The sequence below is a fragment of the Vicinamibacteria bacterium genome (genome assembly GCA_035570235.1).
GTDB lineage: Bacteria > Acidobacteriota > Vicinamibacteria > Fen-336 > Fen-336 > DATMML01.
In genome coordinates this window covers 37584-61646 of the sequence record DATMML010000086.1, presented here as the reverse complement: position 1 = coordinate 61646, position 24063 = coordinate 37584, and the positions used below count along the sequence as shown (strand labels likewise).

The 24063-nt window shown below is 66.2% G+C and carries 22 protein-coding genes, 1 tRNA gene and 3 pseudogenes; 9 read left to right on the top strand and 17 right to left on the bottom strand.

Features of this window, described 5'->3' with window-relative positions:
• Positions 1-64: 64 nt before the first annotated feature.
• Together VN461_16055 and VN461_16050 are read right to left on the bottom strand one after the other, a co-directional pair.
• Positions 65-1120, bottom strand: coding sequence for a PKD domain-containing protein (locus tag VN461_16055; protein HXB56290.1), 1056 nt, complete (start codon positions 1118-1120; stop codon positions 65-67).
• 5 nt (positions 1121-1125) lie between these two features.
• Positions 1126-1551 (bottom strand): OsmC family protein, encoded by a 426-nt coding sequence (locus tag VN461_16050; GenBank protein HXB56289.1) that lies wholly within the window; start codon positions 1549-1551, stop codon positions 1126-1128.
• Between the two features lie 100 nt (positions 1552-1651).
• On the opposite strand from VN461_16050, the gene VN461_16045 reads away from it, so the two are divergent.
• From VN461_16045 to VN461_16030, 4 genes are all read left to right on the top strand, one after another.
• Positions 1652-2083, top strand: a complete 432-nt coding sequence (locus VN461_16045) for a secondary thiamine-phosphate synthase enzyme YjbQ (protein HXB56288.1) — start codon at positions 1652-1654, stop codon at positions 2081-2083.
• Complete coding sequence (locus VN461_16040; protein HXB56287.1) at positions 2080-2745, top strand: M50 family metallopeptidase; 666 nt, start codon at positions 2080-2082, stop codon at positions 2743-2745. The genes VN461_16045 and VN461_16040 overlap by 4 nt, the downstream gene beginning before the upstream one ends.
• Before the next feature lie 52 nt (positions 2746-2797).
• The gene (locus VN461_16035; protein ID HXB56286.1) at positions 2798-4183 is read left to right on the top strand and encodes a 6-phosphofructokinase; all 1386 of its coding nucleotides are present in this window, start codon (positions 2798-2800) and stop codon (positions 4181-4183) included.
• Positions 4184-4426: 243 nt separating this feature from the next.
• On the top strand, positions 4427-5656 hold the full coding sequence (locus VN461_16030; protein ID HXB56285.1) for an adenosine deaminase family protein: 1230 nt from the start codon (positions 4427-4429) through the stop codon (positions 5654-5656).
• Between the two features lie 9 nt (positions 5657-5665).
• Here VN461_16030 and VN461_16025 read toward each other — a convergent pair whose 3' ends face one another.
• From VN461_16025 to VN461_16010, 4 genes are read right to left on the bottom strand one after another with little or no spacing between them, the layout of a single operon-like run.
• Complete coding sequence (locus tag VN461_16025; GenBank protein HXB56284.1) at positions 5666-6643, bottom strand: trypsin-like peptidase domain-containing protein; 978 nt, start codon at positions 6641-6643, stop codon at positions 5666-5668.
• Between the two features lie 49 nt (positions 6644-6692).
• The gene (locus tag VN461_16020; GenBank protein HXB56283.1) at positions 6693-7157 is read right to left on the bottom strand and encodes a PaaI family thioesterase; all 465 of its coding nucleotides are present in this window, start codon (positions 7155-7157) and stop codon (positions 6693-6695) included.
• Between the two features lie 31 nt (positions 7158-7188).
• Entirely contained in the window at positions 7189-8970 is a 1782-nt protein-coding gene (locus VN461_16015; protein ID HXB56282.1) for a HEAT repeat domain-containing protein, read from the bottom strand.
• The gene (locus VN461_16010) at positions 8967-9689 is read right to left on the bottom strand and encodes a Mut7-C RNAse domain-containing protein (GenBank protein ID HXB56281.1); all 723 of its coding nucleotides are present in this window, start codon (positions 9687-9689) and stop codon (positions 8967-8969) included. The genes VN461_16015 and VN461_16010 overlap by 4 nt, the downstream gene beginning before the upstream one ends.
• 73 nt (positions 9690-9762) lie before the next feature.
• Here VN461_16010 and VN461_16005 point away from each other — a divergent pair.
• Both VN461_16005 and VN461_16000 read left to right on the top strand, forming a co-directional pair.
• Positions 9763-9838 (top strand) — tRNA-Lys (locus tag VN461_16005).
• 662 nt (positions 9839-10500) lie between these two features.
• The gene (locus VN461_16000) at positions 10501-11064 is read left to right on the top strand and encodes a hypothetical protein (GenBank protein HXB56280.1); all 564 of its coding nucleotides are present in this window, start codon (positions 10501-10503) and stop codon (positions 11062-11064) included.
• Positions 11065-11330: 266 nt separating this feature from the next.
• Here VN461_16000 and VN461_15995 read toward each other — a convergent pair whose 3' ends face one another.
• Positions 11331-11477 (bottom strand): hypothetical protein, encoded by a 147-nt coding sequence (locus tag VN461_15995; GenBank protein ID HXB56279.1) that lies wholly within the window; start codon positions 11475-11477, stop codon positions 11331-11333.
• Positions 11478-11866: 389 nt separating this feature from the next.
• Between VN461_15995 and VN461_15990 the strand changes: the two are divergent.
• Positions 11867-12157, top strand: a pseudogene (locus VN461_15990) (ATP-binding protein).
• Positions 12158-12785: 628 nt separating this feature from the next.
• On the opposite strand, the gene VN461_15985 reads toward VN461_15990, so the two are convergent.
• The gene (locus VN461_15985) at positions 12786-13133 is read right to left on the bottom strand and encodes a helix-turn-helix domain-containing protein (GenBank protein HXB56278.1); all 348 of its coding nucleotides are present in this window, start codon (positions 13131-13133) and stop codon (positions 12786-12788) included.
• Between the two features lie 3 nt (positions 13134-13136).
• Positions 13137-13526 carry a toxin gene (locus VN461_15980; GenBank protein HXB56277.1) on the bottom strand — a complete coding sequence of 130 codons (390 nt, stop codon included), beginning with the start codon at positions 13524-13526 and terminating at the stop codon, positions 13137-13139.
• A 302-nt stretch (positions 13527-13828) separates the two neighbouring features.
• Here VN461_15980 and VN461_15975 point away from each other — a divergent pair.
• Positions 13829-13993, top strand: a pseudogene (locus tag VN461_15975) (ClpX C4-type zinc finger protein).
• A gap of 786 nt (positions 13994-14779) precedes the next feature.
• Positions 14780-15688, top strand: coding sequence for a hypothetical protein (locus VN461_15970; protein ID HXB56276.1), 909 nt, complete (start codon positions 14780-14782; stop codon positions 15686-15688).
• A gap of 235 nt (positions 15689-15923) precedes the next feature.
• On the opposite strand, the gene VN461_15965 is transcribed toward VN461_15970, so the two are convergent.
• From VN461_15965 to rhaM, 8 genes and pseudogenes are all read right to left on the bottom strand, one after another.
• Entirely contained in the window at positions 15924-16709 is a 786-nt protein-coding gene (locus VN461_15965) for an enoyl-CoA hydratase-related protein (GenBank protein ID HXB56275.1), read from the bottom strand.
• Positions 16710-16818: 109 nt separating this feature from the next.
• A pseudogene (locus VN461_15960) lies at positions 16819-16973 on the bottom strand (ATP-binding protein).
• Between the two features lie 2 nt (positions 16974-16975).
• Positions 16976-18901 (bottom strand): hypothetical protein, encoded by a 1926-nt coding sequence (locus VN461_15955; protein ID HXB56274.1) that lies wholly within the window; start codon positions 18899-18901, stop codon positions 16976-16978.
• Between the two features lie 395 nt (positions 18902-19296).
• Complete coding sequence (locus VN461_15950; GenBank protein HXB56273.1) at positions 19297-20280, bottom strand: substrate-binding domain-containing protein; 984 nt, start codon at positions 20278-20280, stop codon at positions 19297-19299.
• Entirely contained in the window at positions 20277-21269 is a 993-nt protein-coding gene (locus VN461_15945) for an ABC transporter permease (protein HXB56272.1), read from the bottom strand. Before VN461_15945 ends, VN461_15950 begins: the two co-directional genes overlap by 4 nt.
• The gene (locus VN461_15940; GenBank protein ID HXB56271.1) at positions 21256-22230 is read right to left on the bottom strand and encodes an ABC transporter permease; all 975 of its coding nucleotides are present in this window, start codon (positions 22228-22230) and stop codon (positions 21256-21258) included. Before VN461_15940 ends, VN461_15945 begins: the two co-directional genes overlap by 14 nt.
• Positions 22208-23716, bottom strand: coding sequence for a sugar ABC transporter ATP-binding protein (locus VN461_15935; protein HXB56270.1), 1509 nt, complete (start codon positions 23714-23716; stop codon positions 22208-22210). Before VN461_15935 ends, VN461_15940 begins: the two co-directional genes overlap by 23 nt.
• Before the next feature lie 9 nt (positions 23717-23725).
• A complete protein-coding gene (gene rhaM, locus VN461_15930; GenBank protein ID HXB56269.1) occupies positions 23726-24052 on the bottom strand; it encodes an L-rhamnose mutarotase in 327 nt (108 codons plus the stop codon).
• Positions 24053-24063 lie beyond the last annotated feature (11 nt).

Below are 24063 nucleotides of genomic sequence, written 5' to 3'. Positions count from 1 at the left end.
ACGGGTTAGAAGGGAAGGGATCGCCTCCGCTCGCGATCAATCCCGGAGCGGCGATCCGTCCGGGCTACTGCCGGGTGAGGCTCATGGGCAGGGGGGGGCCCGAGGGGTGGGTGTAGGTCCCCGTCACGGAGATGAGGTCGGGGGCCACCGTGCCGCTGACCACCACCAATAGGTTGTCGCACCCCACGAACTGGAAGGTCAGGGTGCGGGGATCAGTCACCAGGCCGGTCAGGTCGCCTAGGCAGCCCTTGTCCGGCACGCTGAATGGCCGGCCTGCAAGCTGGGACCCGTTCTGGACGATGTCGTAGCCACGCTCGTAGAAGAGGCCACCCCCCTGGGAGAGCAACCAGCGACCGCTTAGACCCCTCGCGGCCACGACCCCCGTCGCCGCCACCGAAGCCCCCCGGTTATCGGCGACGGTGAGAGCTACGGGGAAGGTCCCCTCGGAGCGATAGATGTGGGTGGGAGTGGAGTTGGAGGCCGTGACTCCGTCCCCGAAATCCCAGGTGTAAGTGAGGGGATCGTGGTCAGGATCGCTGGCCGTGGCCACGAAAGCCATGACGGTCACACCGGCAATGGCCTGCCCGGCCGGGCTGATCGTGAAGCTGGCGGTGGGGGGCAGGTTGGGAGAGGCCCCGTGCTTGTTGTGCTCGACGATGGCCACCGCGCCCCCGGCCAGGGCCAGACCGGCCCCGATCAGCAGGGGGGTCGTGTGGGAGCCGCCACTCGAAGCCCGCGGCGGAGCCGTCGCTCTAAAGAGGCTCTCTCGCCGCGCCATCTCGAAGACACGCACCACGTTGGGAGGGAACTCTCCGGGGTTCAGGCTGAGGTCCGGGGACTGGGCGAGGGCCTGGGCGAACTCCGCCTTGGCCGCGGGCTCCTGATTCAGGCCCAGATAGGAAACACCCAGGTAAACGTAGGCCTGGGCCCGTTCCCGGGCCAGGCCCGGCTGCCCCGCCGTTCGACGGAGGTAGGCGTCCAGGGCCTGAACGCCCGCCTCGAGCCGGCCCTCCTTCACTTTTTGGACGCCCCCCGCCAGATCAGGGTCCGCCGACGCCGGGGCTTGGGCCGGCACTTCGCTCGCGAGCAGGACTAAGAACAGCGCTAACAACCGCCGCATCCGTCTCAGTCTTCGAGCCTCGCGTTCATCGTGATCTTGGCGTTCAGCAACCGAGAGACGGGGCAACCTGCCTTGGCATTCTCAGCCGCCTTCGCGAAGGCATCCGCCTTGGCACCCGGGCTCTTGACCGCCACGTCGAGGTGGATGGCCGTGATTGTCCAGCCCGCCTCCAGCTTGTCCATGCTGAGGGTGGCGGTGGTGCGGATCTCCCCCACCGTCAGCCCGGCCCCTCCCATTTGCCCCGACAGCGCCATCGAGAAGCAGCCGGCGTGGGCGGCGGCGATGAGCTCCTCCGGATTGGTCCCTACGCCGTCTTCGAAACGCGTGCTAAAGGAGTAGGGCGTCTTCGCGAGCACGCCGCTATCCGAACTGATCGTCCCCTTGCCGTCCTTCAGACCGCCCTGCCAAACCGCGGATGCTTTCCGTTTCATCAATCCCTCCTCCTAGTGGGGGTCCGCCCACACGCTCCCCCGAATTCTCTCACAGAGTCCCCGCTGGCCTTGCGGGTCCGGCTGCGTTAGCCTTTTCCTGATGACGATCGTGACCGACACCGTGGCCGTGTCCACACGGGGGGACGCGGAAATCCTAGACCTGACGGACGAGGTTCAGGCCGTGGTCTCCCGCCACGGTTTTGACCACGGTCAGGCCTTGGTGTTCGTCTCCGGATCCACGGCCGGGGTCACCACTCTCGAGTACGAGGCGGGCCTGCTCAAAGACCTACCCGCCGCTTTCGAGCGAATCGCGCCGCGGGGGATCGCTTACGCGCACGAGGCCGCTTGGCACGATGGGAATGGCCATTCCCATGTGCGGGCAAGCCTCCTCGGCCCTTCCCTCACCGTCCCCTTCCGCGAGGGGCGACTGCTGCTCGGGACCTGGCAGCAGATCGTACTCGTCGACTTCGACAACCGGCCACGGCGGCGCGAGGTGGTGGTGCAGCTCTCGGGCGAAGCCGCTCCCCGGTGACTTCCGCCCTGCGCCGGATCATCCTTCCCCTCCTCGTGGCCCTCCTGACCGTGGCCGGCTGGTCTTCCTTCCTAGTCTATCCCCTGAAGATCTTCGTGGTGTTCCTCCACGAGATCTCGCACGGGCTGGCCGCCCTGGCCAGCGGGGGGTCCATCCGCGCCATCGGCCTCACTTTCGACGAGGGAGGGGTCTGCGTCACCGAAGGCGGGTCGCGCTTCCTTATCCTTAACGCGGGCTACCTGGGCAGCCTGGTCTGGGGGGCCCTGCTCCTCGTGCTCGCAACCCGCACGCGTCGGAGCCGGGAGATCGTGGGGGTCATCGGTGCCTTCACCCTGGTGGTGACGCTGGTATACGTGCGCTCCGCCTTCGGCCTCGTTTACGGCCTCGCGACGGGGGCGGGCTTGCTGCTGGTCGCCGGGAAACTGCCCCGCGCCGTTTCCGATGTCCTCCTCACTGCCATGGGCGTGGTGAGCTGCCTCTACGCGGTGGTAGATGTGGGCTCGGATGTGTTGACGCGCACCGTCCCCGGCAGCGATGCCAGCGCCTTGGCCCTCCTCACCGGCCTTCCTCCCCTGTTCTGGGGTCTTCTCTGGACCGCGGTCTCGGTGGCCGTGGTCGGGCTGACCCTGCGCTTCGTGGTCCGAGGTCCCTCGCTTCGTTGACGCGGAAGAGGCGGGGTCGTATCGTGATCCGAGCGAGAACCGAGGAGCGAGCATGAGGCGGATCGGGATCCTGACCGCGGGGGGAGACACCCCCGCCCTCAATGCCACCATCCAGGGAGCGGTGGTCAGGGCGAACCGGAGGCGGGTCGAGGTCTACGGCTTCATCAAGGGCTTCCGCAGCCTACTCAACGCCCACGTTCCCCACGTCCACCTGAACCCGCTCTTCACGGAGATCCCGGAGCTGGACGCCACCCGGGGAGGGACGATTATCGGGGCCTCACGGGCCTACGTAGACGCCAACGACAAGGAGTCGATGCTCCAGATCGCGGAGCGGCTCTCCCTCCTCAAGATCGAGGGGCTCATCTGCGTGGGCGGGGACGGGACCTTGAACGGTCTCCAGCCCTTCGCCGAGCTCTTCCCCACCGTGCTCGCCCCCAAGACCATCGACAACGACCTCGGCCTCAACCATCGCAACGAGCCCGACGAGTGGGTGCGCATCCCCACCCCCGAATCCCCCGGCTACCGCTACGAGAAGACGCAGTCCCGCACCGCTTTCGACCTGGAACAGATCGTCAACTACGCGACCCCCGGCTACGCCACGTCGGTTTTCGTCTCCGTGGAGGGCGTGCAGCGTGTCCGCACCACCGCGGAGAGCCACCGTCGGATCGCGATCGTTGAGGTGATGGGCCGCCAATCGGGCTACATCGCCCTCGGCACCGCCTACGGCCAGCCCGACATCGTCCTCGTACCCGAACACCCCGTCAACGTGGACAGGCTAGTGGCGCGGGTGCGGGAGCTCTACGAGCTGCAGAAAAACGTGGTCATCGTCTGCGGGGAGGGGATCGTGGACGAGAGCGGGCAGGGACTGGGGGACAAGCAGATCTCCCATGACCCCGCCGGCAACGTGATCCTCACCGGCGCCGCGGAGGCGCTTTGCCAGCTCCTCGTCGATCACTTCGGGGACGCCTACTTCCAGAACTACCGACGGGCCGAATCCGCCAAAGCAGCGATCTTCACGAGGAAGGTGGGCCATACCCAGCGGGGCGGCCGGCCCATCCTCTTCGACCGCTTCTACGCCGCCCAGCTCGGGGGCAAGGCTGTGGACATGCTCTTGGAAGGGCAAAACAACGCCGTTTCCATCCTCCAATGGAGCCGGGGCAAGGGCTTCCACGTGGAGAGCTACGACGGGAACGCCTTCCGCGACCGCTGGGGCATCATCCACCCCCGCAACATGCATCCGTCTTTCTACGACGCGGAGCTGATGCGGCCTTCTCGCACCGGCATCGAATACCTGTTGCCCATCTTCACCAACGCGATCGGCCACGCAGATGTGGAGCACCTGCGCGAAAGCATTTTCGACGCGGGCAGTCTCTTCCGCCCCTACCACTCCGTCAACACCGACATCAACAAGCGCATTCGTTACCTGGAATTGGACTGAGCCAGGACCGCCCACCGCGGGCTCGTCCGCGGCCAGAGCACGGATGCGTAGCCCTCCGCCTTTCGGCCGAGGCCCACGACCCCTCCCGATCCGCCCAAAGGCCGATCGCCCGCCGGAGGAGCGTAGAAGCGAACGGGGCCCTTTGGGGGAAGGCCCCGCGAAACCCAGAGGACGGGGCGACCTTGCTGGAAGGAGGCCTCCGCTACTATAGTTCGTGGCACTCACGTGGGCGATAAGAAATCCTTGCCGCTGACCGACATCGTCCCCCTGCTCCCCAAGACGGACCTGCATGTTCATTTGGACGGATCGATCCGCCTCTCGACTCTGATCGATCTGGCCGGGAGAGCGCGCGTCCCCCTTCCTTCCGAGACCCCGGAGGGGCTCAAGGCGCTCGTGTTTCGAGCGCGCTACCGCGATCTTCAGGAGTACCTGGAAGGGTTCCGGTACACGGTGGCCGTGCTTCAAGATGCCGAGGCCCTGGAGCGGGTAGCCTTCGAGTTGGCGGAGGACTGCCAGGCGGAAGGCGTTCGCTACCTCGAGGTCCGCTTCGCCCCGCAGCTCCACGCCCGGCCGGGCCTAGAGGTGGCGGACGTGGTGCGGGCCGTGGACCGGGGTTTGCGGCGGGCGGCGGCCCAGTTCAACGCCCGGCCGGAAGTGACCTCGGGCGCGGAGCCGCGCTTCGTGGCGGGGATGATCCTCTGTGCCCTGCGCTTCTTCCGCTCCGAGTTCTCGGCTGGCTACGACCGCTTTCTCAAGGCCCTTCCCGAGGCGCCCCCGTCCGAGGTCTACGCCGCGGCCAGCATGGAGGTGGCCCGTGCGGCCGCCCGCCTGCGCCACGAGGAGGGGCTCTTGGTGGTGGGGATCGACCTGGCCGGCCAGGAGAAGGGCTACCCCGCGGAGGGCCACCGCCTGGCCTATCAGGTCGCGCACGAGGCTTTCCTGGGCAAGACGGTTCATGCCGGGGAGGACTACGGGCCGGAGTCCATTTTCCAAGCCATCGGAGACCTTCATGCGGACCGGGTGGGCCACGGCACCTGGCTCTTCGACGAGACCAAGATCCGCGACCCCCGCATCACGGACCGCAGGGCCTATGTGGAAGCCCTGGCGGAGTTCATCGCCGACAAGCGCATCACCATCGAGGTCTGCCTCACCTCTAACCAGCAGACCGTGCCGGAGCTCGCCACCGACCTGCGCAAGCATCCCTTTGGGGAGATGCGCCGCCGTCGGCTCTCGACCACATTCTGCACGGACAACCGCCTCGTCTCGCACACCACCGTGACCAGCGAGATCATCCGCGCCATCGAGGCTTTCGCCCTCAGCCCGCGCGAGATCCGGGACATGCTCATATACGGGTTCAAGCGCAGCTTTTTCCCGGGAACCTACCTGGAGAAGCGGGCCTACGTCCGGGAGGTCATCGACTACGCGGATCGAGTGCTGGCGCGGCTGGGCCAGGGGCCGCTGCCCCCGGCCTGACCAGGAGGGTCACTCCCGGGGCACAACCTCCAGGGTCCTCTTCTCCGCCTTCCGCAGCAAGGTAAGACGCGCGCTCGTCCCCACCGGCCCATCCGCGAGCACCCGCTGCAAGTCATCGACGCCGGCCACGCTGTGGCCGGCGAAGCCCACGATCACGTCTCCCGCCGCGACCCCCGCCGCCGCGGCCGGGCTCCGAGGTTCCACCGAGATCACGAGCACGCCGGTCTCCGCCTCCAGGGCCTGGGCGCGGACCACGCTGCGCGGGAGGGGAACGGTCTGCCCGCCGAGGCCCAAGTGGCCCCGGCGGATCTTTCCGTCCTTGATGAGCCGACCGGCCACGAACTGCGCGGTATGGATGGGAATGGCGAAACAAATCCCCTGGGCGGGCAGGATGACGGCGGTGTTGACGCCGATGACCTCGCCCCGCGAGGAAACGAGCGGGCCCCCGGAATTGCCGGGGTTCAGGGCGGCGTCGGTCTGGATGAGGTTGTCCATCAGCCGGCCCGACTGCGCGCGCAGGGAGCGACCGAGCGCGCTCACCACCCCTGTGGTCACCGAGCACTGAAAGCCGTAGGGGTTGCCGATGGCCACCACGAGCTGACCCACGCGGAGGGCGCGCGAGTCACCGAGCCGCACCGGGAGAAGGCCAGGAGGGTCGAACCGAACCACGGCCAAATCGGTGTCGGGATCGTCGCCAATCACGCTCGCGGGCAAGGAGTGCCCGTCGGAGAGGCGGACCCGGACCGACCGCGACCCCTGCACGACATGGCTGTTGGTCAAGGCAAACCCGTCCGGGGTGAGCAAGAATCCGGAGCCGCCTCCACGCCCGACTTCAAGGTTGACCACCGAGGATGCCACCGCCTCCACCGCGCGCGTGACGGCATCTGAATAAGCGTCGAGGAGCGGGCGATCGTCGACGGGAGGGGAAGCCGTCTGCGGCCCCCCCGGGACCTTGTCGTTACGGGCCACCGGAAATGCGAGAGTCATCGTTAGGCCTCCCCAGCCTCTCAAACGTCCGATTCCTCGTTATGCTTGGCTACCAGCGATGATAGGCGGGATGGCCTTCGCGCACGGCCACAAAGAGGCCGCGACAGCTAGCCGTGAGTTTGCCCCCCGCCTCGAGCGTGGCCTCTACGGTGGCGCGGTCGGGGCCGGACTCCGCTACCTGCGCGCGCAGAAATACCTCCGCCCCGGTTGGGGTTGGGCGGATGAGGCGCACGTGATAGTCGGCGGTGACCGTGCAGGGAGGGGTGGCGTGGCCGCCCTTCCGCATCAGGTGCCACGCCGCGGTCCAGTTGCTGTGGCAGTCAAGGAGGGTGCCGATGATCCCGCCGCACAGGACGCCGGGAAAGGCTTCATGCTGCCGTTCGGGGGTCCAGTGGGCTACCAACGTGTCACCTTCCGCCCGGCTCTTGATGCGCAGGCCTTTATCGTTGGCGGGCCCGCAGCCGAAGCAGTGGTTCTCCGGCGCGTAGCGATCCTGAAGACTCTCAGCGTCCATAAGCCATTCTAACCCGCTCGGGAGGCGGACCTCAGTGCAGCTTGTCGAGGGCTCCCCGCGCCTCTCGGCGAACCGAATCGTCGGGGTCGCCGGTCGCGCGTTGCAGGGCGGCCGCGGCCGGCCGCGCCTCCAGGCCTATGCGCCCGAGGGCCCGGGCGGCGTGCGCGCGCACCATCTCCTCGGGGTCGCTCAGGGCCTCGATCAGACCGGGCACCGCGGCGCGGGCGGCCGGACCCAAGCGGCCCAGCGTCCGCGCCGCCCGCCAGCGGCGACCCCCCTCCTTATGCTTGAGGTCGAGGAGGAGGGCAGGAACGGCCTCCGCCGCCGCGGGTCCGATGCGCGCCAGCGCCGCCTCCACGGTCGGGGCCCCCTCCGCCTCGCCCAAGGCCTGCACCAGCGCGGGGACCGCGTCCCGAGCCGCCGACCCCAGGTTGCCGAGCGTCCAGGCCGCAAAGCCCCTCACGTAACTGTCGGGGCTCCGCAGGGCGGCCGCCAGAGGAGCCACGGCCTCCAAGCCGGCCAGATCCATCTTCGAGAGCGCGTCCGCGGCCGACCAGCGAACGCCCTCCCGGGGGTCGCTCAGGGCTTCGAAGAGGGCCGGGACCGCTGCCTTCGCCGCCATGCCCAATGACCCCAGCGCCCGCGCCGCCGCGGATCGTACCGCCTCCGCCTCGTCCCGGCGGAGAGCCTCGGCCAGCCGCGGGGCGCCCGCGGAGGCGGCGGAACCGATCGTGGTCAGGCCGTAGGCGGCGGCCGCCCTTAGAGCGGGATCTCTGTCCGAGAGAGCCTCCGTGAGCGCCGAAACGTCCGCCTCCCTCGGGCCCAGGTGTGTCCGCAGGATTTCCATGTCGGAGGGGAGGCGGGGCAGGAGCTCGCTGGCCCGCATGGAGTCGACGGTGAGAACGGCACCCGCCGGGCTGAGGTGGTCATAGTCCAGGAACGCGGAGGGCCCTGCCGCCCGGAAGGCGGGCAGGAGATCGAGGCAGCGCAACCCTTCCGCGCTGCAGAAGGACGTGGTCTCCTGTTGGACCGAAGGCACGGGCGCCTCCACCTCCACCTGGAAGCGGAAGGGGAATACGATCATCGCGAAGCGGGCGCCGTCAGCCTCGACCTCGGAGCGCAAGGTCCGCACCTCGGCAAAGAAACGTGCCATCGCCTCGCGCACCCGCGGCGACTCGCGGTCCAGGAACAGCTCTTCCACCCGGCCGATCTCGCGGCCCTGGGCGTTCACCAGCCTCCTTACCAGGGCCGAGCGTTCGTGGAGCACGGCCAGGAGCCGCGGTGGCCGACTCAGGTTGTTTTGGAGCTCGGGGATGTCGTTCAAGCAAACCGCCAGCACTACATCGTCTGGCCGGTACTTCCGAGCGATGCGGGCATAGGCGATGCGCTCCTGGCGGGTGGACCAGCCCCAGAGGGCCACGTTCAGCACCTCGATCCGCTGCCCCTCCGCCCGCAGGCGCGCTTCCAGCAACTGGGGAAAGGCCTCGTAGGGCCGTATCCCGTCTCCCAGCGTCACGCTGTCCCCCAAGACCACGACCCGACGGAACCCCTCAGGCTTCTCCAAGGGATGCCGGCGGTCGCGCAGGCCGTCGCGGTTGAACTCCTCCCAGGGCGGCCAGCCGACGGCTTCGGAGCGCATCGTGTAAAAGTCGCCCTCCATCTTGCCCGCCCAGTCCCAGATGTAGTCCGCGACGGGGGGGGCGGGCCGCTTCGGCTCCCGAAAACGGGCGAGGCCTTCTAGGCCGAGGAGCAGAAGGGCGCTGACGGCGAAGGTCGGAAGGAGGCTGGCCAGGAGGGAGGAGCGAAACCTCACGTTCCCGCCGCCACCCGGAGGGCGCCCGAAATCCGCTCCCAGTGGGTGCCCCGCCAGAAGAGTCGATTGCAGCCCGCGCAGACGAAGTATTCGTTCTTCCAGAGCGCGGTGCGGGGCGGGATGCGCGCGAGCACAGACTCTTTGGGCGTTGGCTGTAGCTCCCCTCCGCAGGCCATGCAACGCGCGGCCCGCGGTTGGAGGCCCAGGTCCCGCATCAGCATCGCGAGCTGCTCGCGCTTGCTAAAGGCGGAGGGAATCCAAAGTGCGGGCACGGCACACTCGCGGAGGGGACGACGGTCCAGCAGACGGCTGTCGCTCGTCAAGAGCACGAAGCCCCCGCCCGCCGCCTCCTCCAGAAGGCGGTCCCCCGATCCGGCTGCCCCCTGACGGGCCTCGTAGCCGGCCGCTCTCAGCCAACGCGCGAGGCCTCCCAGACTCGAATCGCAAAGGAACCGCGGGGGCGTCCCGGCGAACCCCTTTTCCACTCGGCTCCCGAGCCCGCACCCTTCCATGAGCCGCAACCGCCGCTCCACCCGGACCCGCGTGAACTCGTAGACGAAAGCCAGGGCGCGAGCCAGAGCGATCCCCTCGCGGGCGCTCTTTTCCCGCGCCCGCTCGAGGAGCAAATCCACGCCGAATTCCAGCCGGCGTGGACGGACGAGGGCAAGGAGGGCCCAGAATCGACGCCGGTAGCCGTCTTCGATGCGGCGGCGCGTCATTCCAGCTTCAAGCTTACTCCGACCCGCCTTGCTCGGGACTCGCCATCCAGGGTATAAATGTCGGTCGCGCGATGGCCCGCTAGCTCAATTGGTAGAGCAAGAGACTCTTAATCTCTGGGTTCATGGTTCGAGTCCATGGCGGGTCACCAACAACTCCCTGACAATCAGTCACTGACGGCCATGTGTGACCCAAACCTGTTTCCCGGCTCGACGCTGGGTCACATATGGGTCACACCATTACTCGAAATAGACCGGCCGTCCTCGGTAGTCGCGACTGGCGGAGACCGGCCCGGACGATCACCCCTTCGAGGATCTGTGCCGCTTGGGGCGAGGCCCGCAGGGCCGAGCGGCTCCAAAGGGTTGTTTCAAGACGTTCCACACACCAGGATCGTTTATAACGCGACGGCGCTGCCGGCAGGGTTTGGGTTGACTACGATGGTATCCGCTCCATTTAGGAGCTCCCTGGGCCACTCAGACGTGAACACTACGCGTCTAGACTCACGTCCTCAATCGCAGAGGCCACGACGTGGTCAGCCGGCTCGACTATTCTCCGTTGTTGGAGATCTGGCCTCGTAGGCCACTTGGACGATTCTTGCTCCCTCCGCGCGCGACTCGCCCGTGCTAAATAGAACGGCCTAACCCAGCAGCCTGCCACACGTCCCTTCGCCAAACGGGCTGATGGGAGACTGCTTGCTTGCCTTCTTGCCCGTTCCCCAGGGGCGCTACACTGCATTCGAGGCGGTCCTAACGGGAACTAGGCCGAACGACCTACGCGGTGTTCGGCCCACATTGAAAGCGCGGGCGAGGCGTTGTGCGCGTTCTTGAGCGTGTCCTTGCCATCCTCACCGTAAGCGCCGGGTCTGGCTGGGCCATCTACGTTCTCGCGTTCGGGAGCGACGCGGGACTCACGGTGCCGGTTCTTCTCGCACTGGTCTGGGGTGGCGTAGCGGTGCTCGTCGTTTGGAGCCTGCGTGCCGGACTGCATCTCCTCAACACAAGGGGCTTGCCGGGGCAGAGGCATCTGCGAAGGGTGATCGCTCAGCCTGCTGCGCTCGCGCTGTGTTTCGCCCTCGTGTGGAGTGAAGCCGCGTTCCGAATTCGGTTCTGGCTGAGTAGGCCCGCCCTCCAGAGCTACGTGCAGCGTGCACGGCCGTCAATTCGTCATGGGGAGTTCAGGCCGGGAGTCCGAGTCGGTCTCTTCTGGCTACGGGAAGCCGAGGCTCTCCCCGGTGGCGTGGTACGTCTGATCACCACCCAGTGCATGTTTGACGACTGCGGCGTGGTGTACAGCCCAGTCGCTGAACCGCCCAGGATCGGTAGGGACATCTACAGCGCCCTGGGCGGCCCGTGGTATCACTGGAGGCAAGGCTGGTGAGCGACCCTGCGACCGAACGACCGGATGCAGCTGACGGCGCCTCTCGGCGCCGGCCGGCGTAAAATTCAAGGCGGCGCCTCGTGCTCGCCATTCGGCGAGCACCGGCTATGCAGCTGATCCGGGGGTTCGACGGGCATCCCACGGAGTGGCGGAACGTGACGAGTATCCTAAGGCGGCGAGCTAGCCAAATGAAGGGCGCGCAGGCCTTCGTCAACCATTACTTTAGGGGCTGCAGGAAGCACGCTGAAGAAGCCTCGGCGGTGTTCCTAGCGGTTGAGCAGCTTTGTGGATCGGACCTGGCAGACCTTGATCCCGAGGCGGCCCTTCGGGATGTGCTTCCCGAGCAGACGTTCCACTTCGATTCTCTCGAGGCTGTGGAACTTGAACTGGCTCTTGAAGAGGAACTGAAACATGAGGATCTCGTCAAGATGGCAATCCGCCGACACATGGATGAGACCATCATGAAGGCGTTGCTCGGTCCAGCGGCCGCCGCCTGTTCCTGGGATCCTAGAACTATCTGGGCACGTTCTGCCCGTGGTGTGATCAACGAGCGGGTTCGACTCCAAGCGGGTGACTGCGTATGCAGCGGGCCGTCCAACGACAAAATGCAGCCGACGAGGCCGACCCATAGGACGGAACCTCGCCGCTGATCTCGGTGTTCGAGGGAAACAGAGGAGGACTGCCTACTGGTGACGTTTCGTCGAATCACCACTGAGGTCGCGGCGGCCGGCGTCAACTGCGTGGTCTTCGTCGTCGCACTGGCGGCTGGGTTCCGCGTCATTTACCCCTTCGTCTTCTTGCTGACCTCACTTCGGTGCCGCTGCTCATAGTCGATGACCTCGGCATGCGTAAACTGCCTCACACGGCCGCCGAAGACCTCCTCGAGGTAGTCATGCGGCGCTACGAGCGCGCCTCAACCCTGCTGACCTCCAACCGCCCCGTAGACGACTGGGGCAAGCTGCTTGGAGACACCGCCGCCGTGACCGCTCTCCTCGACCGGCTACTCCACCACGCACACGTCCTCAAATGCGGTCCACGAAGCTGGCGCACCAAGATTCACACCGACTTGCGCCAGGAGGTGGCAACGAAGTAAACATTCACCAGTCTCGGAGGCTTAGCTGCTGGCCGGTCTTTGAAGTGTCCACTAAGGATACGGACCGAAGAACATCGCTGGGACAGGGGTAGAGGCCAATGTGCACAAACCTGTGCAGCCTGCAATGAAGCTCTCGGCCTCGGTATTGATGATGGGAGGACAGCCCTTCAAGGTGCCCGGGGCTGTACATGTTGCCCTCGGTATTGCAGTGATCGTTATGGGATTGTGGCCGGGCATGGACTTCTACGCCGGGCTCCCCACTCAGCGCCCCAGCGTCAGGAAGCGAGTGCCACGCTGGTTTGGTCGCCTGTGGTTCGTCGCAGGTGGGGCGATCCTGATCTATTGGGGCGTTACGGGGTGGTGACGGTGACGCGGGAATAGCAGTAGAGGCGGCTGCAAAGATGGGCAAGCCAATAGCGATATCTACCAGGGCGACTCTGGAGACTATCAGGGGAGACGCTCCGACGCCCGTATCCCCTTGCCGGGAACGGCGAGCAACGCAGAAGCGATAACGGAGGAGCCAACGAGGTAAACACTTACCAGTCTCGGCCCGCTATCTGGAGGCCGGCTTTGACCATCTTTCTGAGCCCCGCCCAGCTTCAGTGCGGACGGGCGTACTAACGACGCCTCACGCGGAGGCGCTGAGAGATTCGAGCCGTTCCAGGGTATCGGGGTATTTCCGCACCAACCAGATAAGAGCCGCTGCTTGCTCGTTGGGCTTGCTGCGCCCCTGCTCCCAGCGCTCGAGAGTCCTTGGATTGACCCCTAGCCGGAACGCGAACACCTGCCGCGACATGTTGAGCGCCTCGCGCGTCTCACGGACGAGCTTCGGGTTTAGCCTCGGCAGGGCGATAGGCTCGACTTCGTGGGTCCGAAGTGTGAGCCGGCCCTCGCGGTGCTCGCGCATCGCCTGGACGCCCGAAATGAGCTCGCGGAACAGGCTCCGCTTTCTCGCTCGCTTCACGGTCTTGGTCATCGGTTACTTTCTCCTCAAGGCACGACGCCGGGCCCGCTGCCGCGTCTCCTCATTGATCGCCGCCTTCAGGAGCCGCTTCTCCTTCGGGCTGAGATCCACAACCTCGTCCTTCCCGTACAACGTGAGAAACCAGATCTGCATGTCCTGTTCGAAGTAGTAGTAGATCACCCTCAGGCCACCTCTCCGACCGTGACCCCTCCTCGGGTCCGCCCACCGCACTTTGCGAAAGCCCCCCGTGCCTTGGATGACCTCCCCCGCCTCGGGGTCATTCGCGAGATGGATCTGCAACTCTCCGTAGTCGTCGTCGCCCAAATAGTCGGGCAGGAGCTGCGTGAAGCGCGGCGCCTCGATGAACTCCAGCAATTCAAGCATACGCAACTTGCGTAGGTTCATCAAGTCGCCGGTTTAGGCGCCGGCACGCCGGCCGCGTGCCGGAACAGCAGCCAGGCGCCCGCCTGACGGCCCCCGCGCGCGACTCGCCCGTGCTAAATAGAACGGCCTAACCCAGCAGCCTGCCACACGTCCCTTCGCCAAACGGGCTGGTGGGAGACTGCTTGCTTGCCTTCTTGCCCGTTCCCCAGGGGCGCTATACTGCATTCGAGGCGGTCCTAACGGGAACTAGGCCGAACGACCTACGCGGTATCGTGCCTGCGGAAACAGCCTTTATTCGTTTGTGCAGACCGACTAGGTAAGCGATGCCTCCAGGCGAGGGCGACCGGCGGTCGGACGAACGGGACACCCGGCTCTACTGCTCCTTCTGCGGCAAGAGCCAAGAGCAGGTCCGCAAGCTCGTCGCCGGGCCAAAAAGCCACATCTGCGACGAGTGCATCGAGGTCTGCGTCGACATCATCTCGGACGACCGCATTGCGGACACGCCACACGCTGAACAAGCCAAGCTGGTGCGAGAAGGCAGTCGCGTCCTGACTGCACGATGTAGCCTTTGCCGAATGCCTGTGGTCATCCAGGACCTCTTGGCGGTGATTGGCCGTGGATCCGTATGCGTGTCCTGCATCGCGGCTGTTCAGGCCATCCGCCGTCCGATCGAAGGGCTCAAGGACACGCAGGAGTAGTGGTGCGAGGGTGAGCAACAGTGAGATGCAGCGGACGGCGCCAGGTAAGGATGGAGCACCGCCGCTGATCTCAGTGTTCGGCGGTGTAGGTTGGAAGCATCAACGAAGCCGGGCAAGGATCACGGCGTCATTGCGACGGCACGCCTCGGCTAAGCACGCCTCCAACTCAAACACGCGCTGTACAGTAAGCGGGAAATCCGAGGACCGACATGACACCGCTGACGAAGGCAACGATCGCAGGGCCTGTGACACTCGGCGTGGCATGGGCGGCCATGAGTCTTGCGCCGCCGACGTGGGACCTGCTCTTCCTGATCGTAGCTGCCTCCGCACCACTCTGGTTTGGGCTGATCGCTCTCGGAGACGGTCTAAGGCAATGCTCGCGGGGCCCCCGGCGGGCCGAGACTGTGGTAGCTATCGTAGTCGGGTTCTCCGTCGTGCTTTTCAGTGGTAGGGTCCTTCTTGGGATCTTCGGATGGCATTGACGACGCTCGTCACGAGCCAGCCGCCGAACACTTATCAGGCCCTCGGCTGTCAAGTGAAGACACATCCGTTGTTCGTCCCACCGAGGGACGTGGATTGAATGGGCGACCAAATCGTCAGCTCGTCGCTCTTGATCGGTTTCTCGCAGGCCCCATCCGCTACCTGGCCCAGTTTCTGCTTCTAGTCGGTCCGGCAACGGCAGACGCTCAGGTCAGACCGATCGCAACGCCTCCCCCGCCAACTTCCTTCGCGTCCTACGGTGAGCCGGAGCCCGTACGGCTGTCCGACATCACCTCAAACGGCCAGCAGTACGAGCGTGTCAACGTCCGCACGACCGGCGAGCTGCGCTCGCTCGCTGGCAACACACCATACTTCGTCCTGGCCGATGGGATCTCGCGCGTTCTCCTGATCCCGGCCATCGAGGGAACGCGAGATACCGATCTGCTCGTGGGACGCCCCATCGAACTCACGGGCGTCGTGCGCGTGCTGCCGGCTCAGCAGCAAAGTGTCCCCTGCTACGCCACGCGGCTGCCCGAGAGCAAGTGCCTCGATCCCGAGCTGCCCGTCCTGCCTAACGCGCGTCAGGACTGGCCACCCGTGTCGATCACGTTCTTCAGCATTGTGGACACCACGCCCTTCGGTCAGAAGACGGTTGCGCCGGGCGGGGTCAGCTTGCTGGAGATCATTCACAACCCCGGGCCGTACGGGGTGAAGCCCATCACCGTGGTTGGCGTCTTTGCCGGCCGCAACCTCTTCGGTGACCTGCCCGCGGGCTCGCAACGCACGCCGTCCGACTGGGTCCTGAAACAGGGGACGAACGCGGTCTGGGTGACGGCCAAGCTGCCGCAGGGCAGAGGCTGGAAGCTCGATCCCGACTATCGCGGTGACACCGGGAAGTGGCTGCAGGTAACCGGCCGCGTTGAAGCCATTAACGGAGTCACCTACCTGCGCGCGACTAACGTTGCGCTCGCGAGCGCCCCCAGGTCGTCGGACCAAGAGCCTTAAGCGTCAACGCGGCCCGTAGTCTGGCGAGCACACATCTCCTGCCTGGTGAGGCCGCCCGCATGGGAGGCTGCTACTACGCCGCTACCAACCTATGCGGACGAACCGCAGCAACGGCCGGAGTGCTCGTCGGTTTCCGTTGGTCTTAGCTTGGTTTAGGGGGGCCTGGTTGTTGCAGCCGGAGGTGTCTCCGAGCAGCTTGCGGCGTGTCCCCCTGTTCCGCCCCCGGCGGCGTCCCTCAGGTTCCATCGAAGGAAGGACGGGTCTTCTCCAGAAACGCGCGTGTCCCTTCCCGGAAGTCTCTCGTCGAGGCCACCAGCCCGAAGTAGTCGGCGCCAAGCAGAGTCGATTCCTCCTGGGTCAGATTCAGACCGCGGTGAAGTGCCTCCCACGTCATCCTGACCGAGATGGGCGCCTGGGACAGGATGTCGAGGACGAGGGTTTCGGTTTCCTGGATCAGCTTCTCTGGATCGGCCACCCGGTTGACGAGCCCCAAGCGCTGGGCCTCGTCCGCGCTCATCAGACTTCCGGTGAGCAGGAATTCTGCGGCGCGTCCCTTGCCGATGAGGCGAGGGAATCTCGTGGTGCCGCCAAAGCCGGCAAATGCCCCGATCCGCACCTCGGGATGCCCCAGCCGGGCATGACGAACGGCCAGGCGGAGCGTGCACGCTTCGGCTAGTTCCAGGCCACCGCCGAGGGCGTAGCCGTTGATGGCGGCTACGACGACTTTCCCCAGCGTTTCGATTTTGTGGTTCACCGTCACCGCCAGCCGGGCAAAGTCCCGGACCTCAAGCGGCGTCCCTTGATTGAGGAAAGCGACATCGGCGCCAGCCGAGAACGCCTTGTCGCCGGCTCCGGTCACTATCACGGCTCTGACCCGGTCATCTGTTCGAGCGCTATCGAGCAGGGATACGAGGCGTTGGAGGACGTCCGTGTTCAGGGCATTGAGCGCCTCCGGGCGATTCAGGGTGATCCAACCGATGCCCTTGTCTTCCCGGTACCGTACGACGTCAGTGGTCGACACGCGTGATCCATCCTTTCGTCTTGCAGCCTCGGTGGACAGCGCAAAACCGGGCCATTCCTGGACGGGCCCAAGAACCGGCCACCAGGCAGCGGCCGAGACTGGTAGATGTTTACTTCGTTGCCTCCTCCTGGCGCAAGTGGGTGTGAAACTTGGTGCGCCAGCTTCGTGGCCGCCTTTGAGGACGTGGGCGCGGTGGAGTAGACGGTCAAGGAGAGCCGTCACGGCGGCGGTGTCCCCTAGCAGCTTCCCCCAGTCGTCGACAGGACTTACCGCACGTTACCTGCCGCATCCCGCCACTTGCCGAATAAAATCGGCTCCAACGATCCGGAGGATTTCACGAAAGCGGCCCTTGCCGGAACCTCAAGCTCGGTCAGCGCCTGATTCTGGGGAAAGCGATAGGAGCCGATGAGGATATTGGGTTGCACGGCGTTCACCACCATGCCCCAATACTGCCTCGCATCCGGACACTGGCCCGAATTCTCTTTGGTGACCATCGCCGCAAAGCCTGCGTATTTCGCAAGACATGCATAGTACTGCGTCGCCATTTCGATCGACTGCCCATGCGCGCCCCGGTAGCCATATGCGTCCAGGCCGGCATTCTTCAGAATCTCCGCCGACATATATAGCGCTTCCAGAGATCCCATCGGGTACCCGATTCCTTGCGAAGGATTACTGTGCCGGTACCGGTCGTTAATCTCACCCGCAGCGACAATGGCCGTCTGATACCCCGGATGGCTCTTCACCGGATCGACGCTCGAATTGGGCGTGATGTTCAATAGAGGCGTGTCGTTCGGCCCGTAAATGATGTGGTCAAACAGCTCGATCCACGGCAATATCACAGTCCGCGAGCCCTTGCCGCCGTCGAGTACAGCCTTTAGATCCTCCCCATCATCCAACAAGCGGGAAATCGAGAGCAGAGCCAGAAGATGCGTGGCGAACTGGTTGTTGTACGTCTCGTCGGAGTACCGCCACTTCATACTGACACCGTATTGAGCGTTGTTGATCGAACGAATGACATCGAACATGTTGTGATGAAACATGTCCATCCGTGCTTGTTCGGCGGGGTTGACTGCGCCCATGCCCTCAAGAAGATCCTGGGCATGCACCGAATAGATGACGCCGCGCGCGTGCGTCAACGCGCCGACGAACGTTCCAAATTGCGTCGTGTGGGCCTTGCCATCTGGATCTAGATCGCAATATTTGTCGTCCGCGTTGCGAAAGGCGCCGGCATCGTCGCGAAAGCCGTGGTCCGCCCACGCCAACACAATGCTCTTCGCCAGACTCGAAGTCGCGCTGACCGTCGGCCCAGCCACAGGCGGCTTGGCCCCAGCCTGAACCAGCGCAGCATAAAGAGCAGCCCGTGCAGCCACAATCGCTGCGCCGTGTGGTGGAGCCAGGCCGGAACGAACTTGCATCGCTGTCGCCAGGGCTTCTTCGGAGCGATCGTTACCATAGGCGGGCTTCTGCTCGAAAGCATACCCGCGCAGATAGATCTCCATGTCGCAGCCAGAGTACGTCGCTTCCCAATCGATTCTCGCGCCAAGAGCCTGCCCGACACGTGCAGCCAGCGCGCCAAATCGCTCGGCGGTGAACGTTCCCGGAATGTTTGCCCGTCGCGCGATATCTTGTAAATCGGCGCGCGCATCGAATACGCGAGGATGCTCTTTCAAGCTCACGTAACTCCCGGTCACACGCGGATAAGAAGCGGGTGCTTTGCGGACCGGAGGGGCGTCGGGGAAGCTGACCGTTCCTGACCCGTTGATCGCGGCATTCTCAACAGTCCCCACGACGCGAATCCCATGGACGAATAGGCGCATGCCGTGGAGCTTTAACAGGACCGCGCCGGGCACTGGCACATCGAATCGATGCTTACGCCCCAGGGTGTCTTTGCACACCGCGTCGACCGCGGCTTCGTTACCGAGGTCGGCTCTTCCGGCAACCCCCAAAATGCTCTTGCTTGCTTCAGTCGGGGCGTTGTTTGCATAAATATGAACGTCAATCGACTCCGGCCTTCCTAGCTGGCAAGCCCACCCCCGCACGTGCGCACCACCATCGTCGACAGAGACGCCGTCGATCTGGCCAATAATGCGGCCTGTTTCTGCAGTGTCAGCCGTTGATGGCGCCACCACAATCCAACACAGGGCGCCAAGGATCATGAGACGAAAGGTGCTTGGGTTGTCGTACTTTTCCATTGAGATTGCCCTTCGACGCCGGCCATTCTATGGGCGCAGCTAAATCCCCCAAAGGCCTTGGATGCGCAGCGCCCAGGTTCTCAGGCCGTCCACCACAGGCATGCCTGCTCTCCAGCCATCATGCGATCATCCTGCCGTGCGACCTGGCAAGGCGCAAGGCTGGGTCCCTGGGCCGAAGGACTACGTTCGGCGAAGCGGCGCTCAAACTGGTTGGTACGGCGATCAGACGCCCAGAACTCGGGCCTGAGGGGCCGTGCGGCTAGGGCAATTCGGCGCGTCTCTCCGGGGCCGCGATGGAGCTCAACGCGGCAGCCAAGAGGCCCCGGGCCGGTAAAGCCCGCGCCCGCATGCTTCCTCGCTCGGTCCTGGATCTCCCGAGCGAGGTCACGCGCTTGCTAGAAATCGAAGTGATCCACGTTCTCCTTGGTGAACGTGAACGGCTGGCCGAGCAGCACGTTGTCGCCAGCGACTGTGAGCGGGCCCAGCCGGCCGGCGGTGAAGCTCGTCTGCCCGGGCTTCAAGGTGCCTTTGGCCAGGGCGCTCGCTACCTGGATGGTGAGATAGCCAAGGTCCATCGTGTTCCAAAGCACGACGGAGTCGAGGACGCCGTCCTTGAGGTAGGGCCGCGAAGCGTTCGGCAGTCCGAGCCCCGTGACCTTGACGTCCGCGCGACCCGACTGCTTCACCGCCTCTGCCGCTCCGGGGATGGCGGGGGAGGCGATCGCCATCACAACCTTGACCTCGGGATGCACCTTGAGCAGCGTCTGGGTCTCGTCGAAAGCGCGCTTACGGTCGTCGTCGCTGGGGCGGACGTCAACAAGGGTGAGGCCCGCGTACTTCGCGCCCAGGAGTTCCCGGATGTGCTTGATCCATTCGTTCTGGTTCGCGGCCGTGAGGGAAGCGGTGATGATCGCGAAGGAGCCCTTTCCGCCGAGGATCCGCGCCGTTTGCTCGAGCAGGACGTCGGCTATCCCCTCCGGTGTCGCCTGGTTGACGAAAAGGTCGCGCGCGTCGTGCTCGGCGTCGGCGTCCCAAGTCACAACCTTGATCCCCTGGCCGCGCGCCTTGCGCAGCGCGGTTGAGATCGCCTCTTTGTTCTCGACGCTCACCGCGATCACGTCGACGCCCCGCGTGATCCAGGCCTCTACGACCTCGTTCTGCTTGGCGGGGTCGGTCTCGGTCGGGCCGTCCCAGAGCAGCTTCACCCCGAGCGGGCCAGCCGCCTCCTGGGCGCCCTTGTGGCAGCTCACGAAGTACGGGTTGCCTTTGTTCTTGGGCATCATGGCCACCGTCAACTGCCCCTTCGTCTCCGCGCCGCGCTGGCAGCCGGTCACGACGAGGGGGGCCAGAGCGAGGAGGAAAGCCAGGCGGAGGTTCATCCGCGGCTCCTTTCCGAGAACACGCGGTGGGCGCCGATGGCGGCGATGAGCATGACGCCGGTCAGGATACCGGCAAGCTCCGCCGGCAGGTCGCTGAGACGGAGACCATTCTGCAGCAGGGCCACCGCCAGGAGCCCAAGCAGAGTCCCGGGCACCGAGCCGCGGCCGCCGAAGATCGAGGTGCCGCCGAGCACGACGGCCGTGATCGCGAACAGTTCGAAGCCGGTGCCAGCGTCGGCCTTGGCCTGGCCGAGGCGGGCCGCGTAGACGGCAGCGCCCATCCCGGCCATGAGCCCGCTCAGCACATAGACCAGGGCCAGCCGGCGCGCGACCGGTATTCCCGCGTAGCGGGCCCCGTCTGGGGAAAAGCCGATGGCGCGCAGACCGCGGCCGGCCGGCGTGCGGTGGAGAAGCAGCCAAAAGAAGATGGCGGCGGCCAGCAGCAGCGGGAGCTGGGCCGGGACTCCGCCCGGCAGGCGCCCCTGGCCAAGGAAGAGGAAGCCGGCAGGGAAATCGGTATAGTTCCTCACCCCCCCCGTGAAGCCTTCGGCCACGCCCCGGAACAGTGAGTACGTGCCGAGGGTCGCGATCAAGGGCGGGACGCCGAGACGCGTCACGAGCAGGGCGTTCAATGCTCCCCCGGCCACGCCCACGAGCACGCCCACGAGGGCGGCGGCTCCCATGGGCAGACCGAGGTCCCGGTACATCGCTCCCATGAGGACGGCCGCGAGGCCCAAGAGCGACCCCACCGAGAGATCGATCCCGCCGGTCACGATCACGGGGGTGAGAGCCAGGGCGAGCAGCCCGATCTCCACGCTGGCGCGGGCGACCTCGGCCGCGTTGCCGGCGCTGAGGAAGTTCGAGCCAGCGGCCGCAAAGTAGCCCAACTCGACGAGCACGACCACACCGAGGAGCGCTTCGTGGGTGAGAGGTCCGGGGAAGTGACGCCTCACGGCTGCGGCCGTGACGTCTGCTTTACGAGACGCCACGACCGCTCCGGCGGGCCATCGGGACGGCGTTGGCGGCCACGGCAACCAGGATGACGAGCCCCTGGAGCGCGCGCTCCCAGTACGCCTGGGTGCCCAGGAAGGTGAGGGTGGGCCCGATGGCGCCGAGAAGGGCCACGCCGAGTAGCGTTCCCGCGAGCGTCCCGCGGCCGCCCGAGGTGCTCGTGCCACCCACGACCACGGCCGCGATCACCCTCAGCTCAAGCCCCACGCCGGCATTTGTCTGCACGTCGATGAACTGGATCGACGTGAGGAGGGCGGCGAAGGCGGTCAAGCCGCCCATGCAGACGAAGCTTCCGAAGATCACCCGGCGGGGCCGGATGCCGGCCAACCGGGCCGCCTCGGGGTCCGAGCCAGTGGCATATACCCCGCGTCCGGCGTTCAGGCGGCGCAGGCCCCACGCGAAGCCCGCGAAGATCGCCAGCGCGACCGCGACCACGGCGAAGCGTCCCCCCTCTTGGCCAAGGCCGAACCATTGGAAGCCCACGGGCAGGTCCTGGACCCAGATGCCTTCGGTGGCCCACCGCAGGCTCTCCCGGAGCATCACCATCGTCGCCAGCGTAACCACGATCGCGGGCAGACCGAGGCCGGCGACGAGGCCGCCGTTGATGGCGCCCAGCAGCGCGCCCACGAAGACCGTGCCCAGGGCCACGAAGGGCATTGGCCAGTTGGCCTTGGCCAGCAGCCCGGCCGCCACCCCGCAGATCGCGAACTGGGAGCCGATCGAGATGTCGATTTGCCGGGCGAGGATCACGACCGTCATCCCCACCGCGGCCACCAGCACGGGCGCGTTGCCCACGAGCAGGTCGCGGACGTTCGCCGCCCGAAAGAAGCCGGGGGCCCTCACCGCGACGAGCGCGAGCAGGGCGAAGAGCGCGGCCGCGACGGACGCCTCGCGGCGGTGGTGAGCGAGGAGACGACTAATGACGGACCTCCGGGGCAAGCTCGTGACCGAGGGCGAGGGCCAGCAGCCGTTGTTGGGTGGCGGCGTCCCGCGACAAGGTTTCGACGACCCTTCCCCCGCGCATGACCGCGATGCGGTCGCTCATGCCGAGGATCTCGGGCAGCTCGGACGAGATCATCAGGATTGCGAGGCCCTGTTCCGCGAGGTCCACCATCAGGCGGTGGATCTCCGACTTGGCCCCGACGTCTACGCCCTGCGTCGGTTCGTCCAGGATCAGCACCGACGGCCGGGTTGCGAGCCAGCGCGCGAGGGCGACCTTCTGCTGGTTGCCGCCCGAGAGGTTCGCGACAGGAGTCTCGAGCGAGGGGGTCTTGATCGCGAAGCGCTCGACGAAGCCGCTCGCCAGCTCCCTCTCGCGCCTGGAATCGAGGAAGGGGCCGGAGGTGAGCTGGCGCAGGACGGCCAGCGTCACGTTCGCGGTCACGCTCATCTCGAGGATCACGCCGTGGCGCCGCCGGTCCTCGGGGACGTAGGCCAGGCCGAGCGCGGCCGCTCGCCCGGGAGAATCGATCGCCACCGGCCGGCCGCGCAGGCGCAGCTCGCCGCCGTCCGCGGGCGTGAGGCCGAAAAGCACACGGGCCAACTCGGTGCGCCCCGAGCCCACCAGCCCCGCGAGGCCGAGGATCTCGCCGGCATACAACTCCAGGGTGACGCCCACCAGCCCGCCTATGCGGCACGACAGGCCGTGGGCTTCCAAGGCCACGGGCCCGCGGGCCACTGGCCGCTTGGGGAACACCGCGGTCAGCTCACGCCCGACCATCAGCCGGATCAGTTCCGCCTGGGCCAGCCCGGTGGCCGGCCGCGTCTCCACGACCGCTCCATCCCGCATGACGGTCACGCGGTCGGCGATGCGCAGCACCTCGCTCAGGTGGTGGGAGATGTAGACGATGCCCACACCCTGCCCGCGTAGCTCGACGATGAGGCCGAGCAGCCGCTCCGCCTCGGGCTCGGCAAGGGCAGCGGTGGGCTCGTCCATGAGAAGGATCCGGGCCTGGGCGCCGAGGGCACGGGCGATCTCTACAAGCTGCTGCTCCGCCATGCCCAAAGAGCCGGCCTCCGCCTCGGGGTCGATGCGCGCGCCCACCCGGGCGAGCATAGCGTCGGCCCGCCGCCGCCGCTCGCGCCAGTCGACGCGTCGCCACGCCCCCCCCGGCTCGAGGCCGAGGGCGAGGTTCTCGGCCACGCTCAGGTCGGGCAGGAGCGCGGGTTGCTGGTAGATCGGCGCCACGCCCCGCTCGCGCATCACCACCGGGTCCGCGCGCGCGACGCGTCGTCCGTCGATCTCGACCGTCCCCGAGTCGGCCCTTAGGGCCCCGGTCAGGATGCGGACCAGCGTGCTCTTGCCGGCGCCGTTCTCTCCGACGAGGCCGTGAACCTCGCCGGGAGACAGGTCGAACGACACGCCCCGCAGGGCGCGCACGCCCCCGAACGCCTTGCTGACGTCACGCAGCCGGAGGAGAGCCATCGGCCGCCCTCAGAGGCCTCGTCTCTCGAGGTGGAACACCTCACGCAGATCTCGCGCGACGGGGCTGTGGTCGGGGTTCGACGGCATCAGCTCCTGCATGTGGCACCACCACCGCTGACAGACCTCGGCAGACGCGATGGCCCGCCAGCGCTCCTCGCTTTCGATCTCGGCGTAGGCAAACAGGTCGTTCGTCTCGATATCGAGATAGATGGAGTAGCTGCGCACGCCGTGCGCAAGGAGCGTGTCCTCCAGCTCGCGCCAGATCGGATTGTGCCGACGGGCGTACTCTTCGAGCCCCTCTGCGTGCACCGACATCCGGAACGCCTTGCGGATCATCGCCAAGCCTT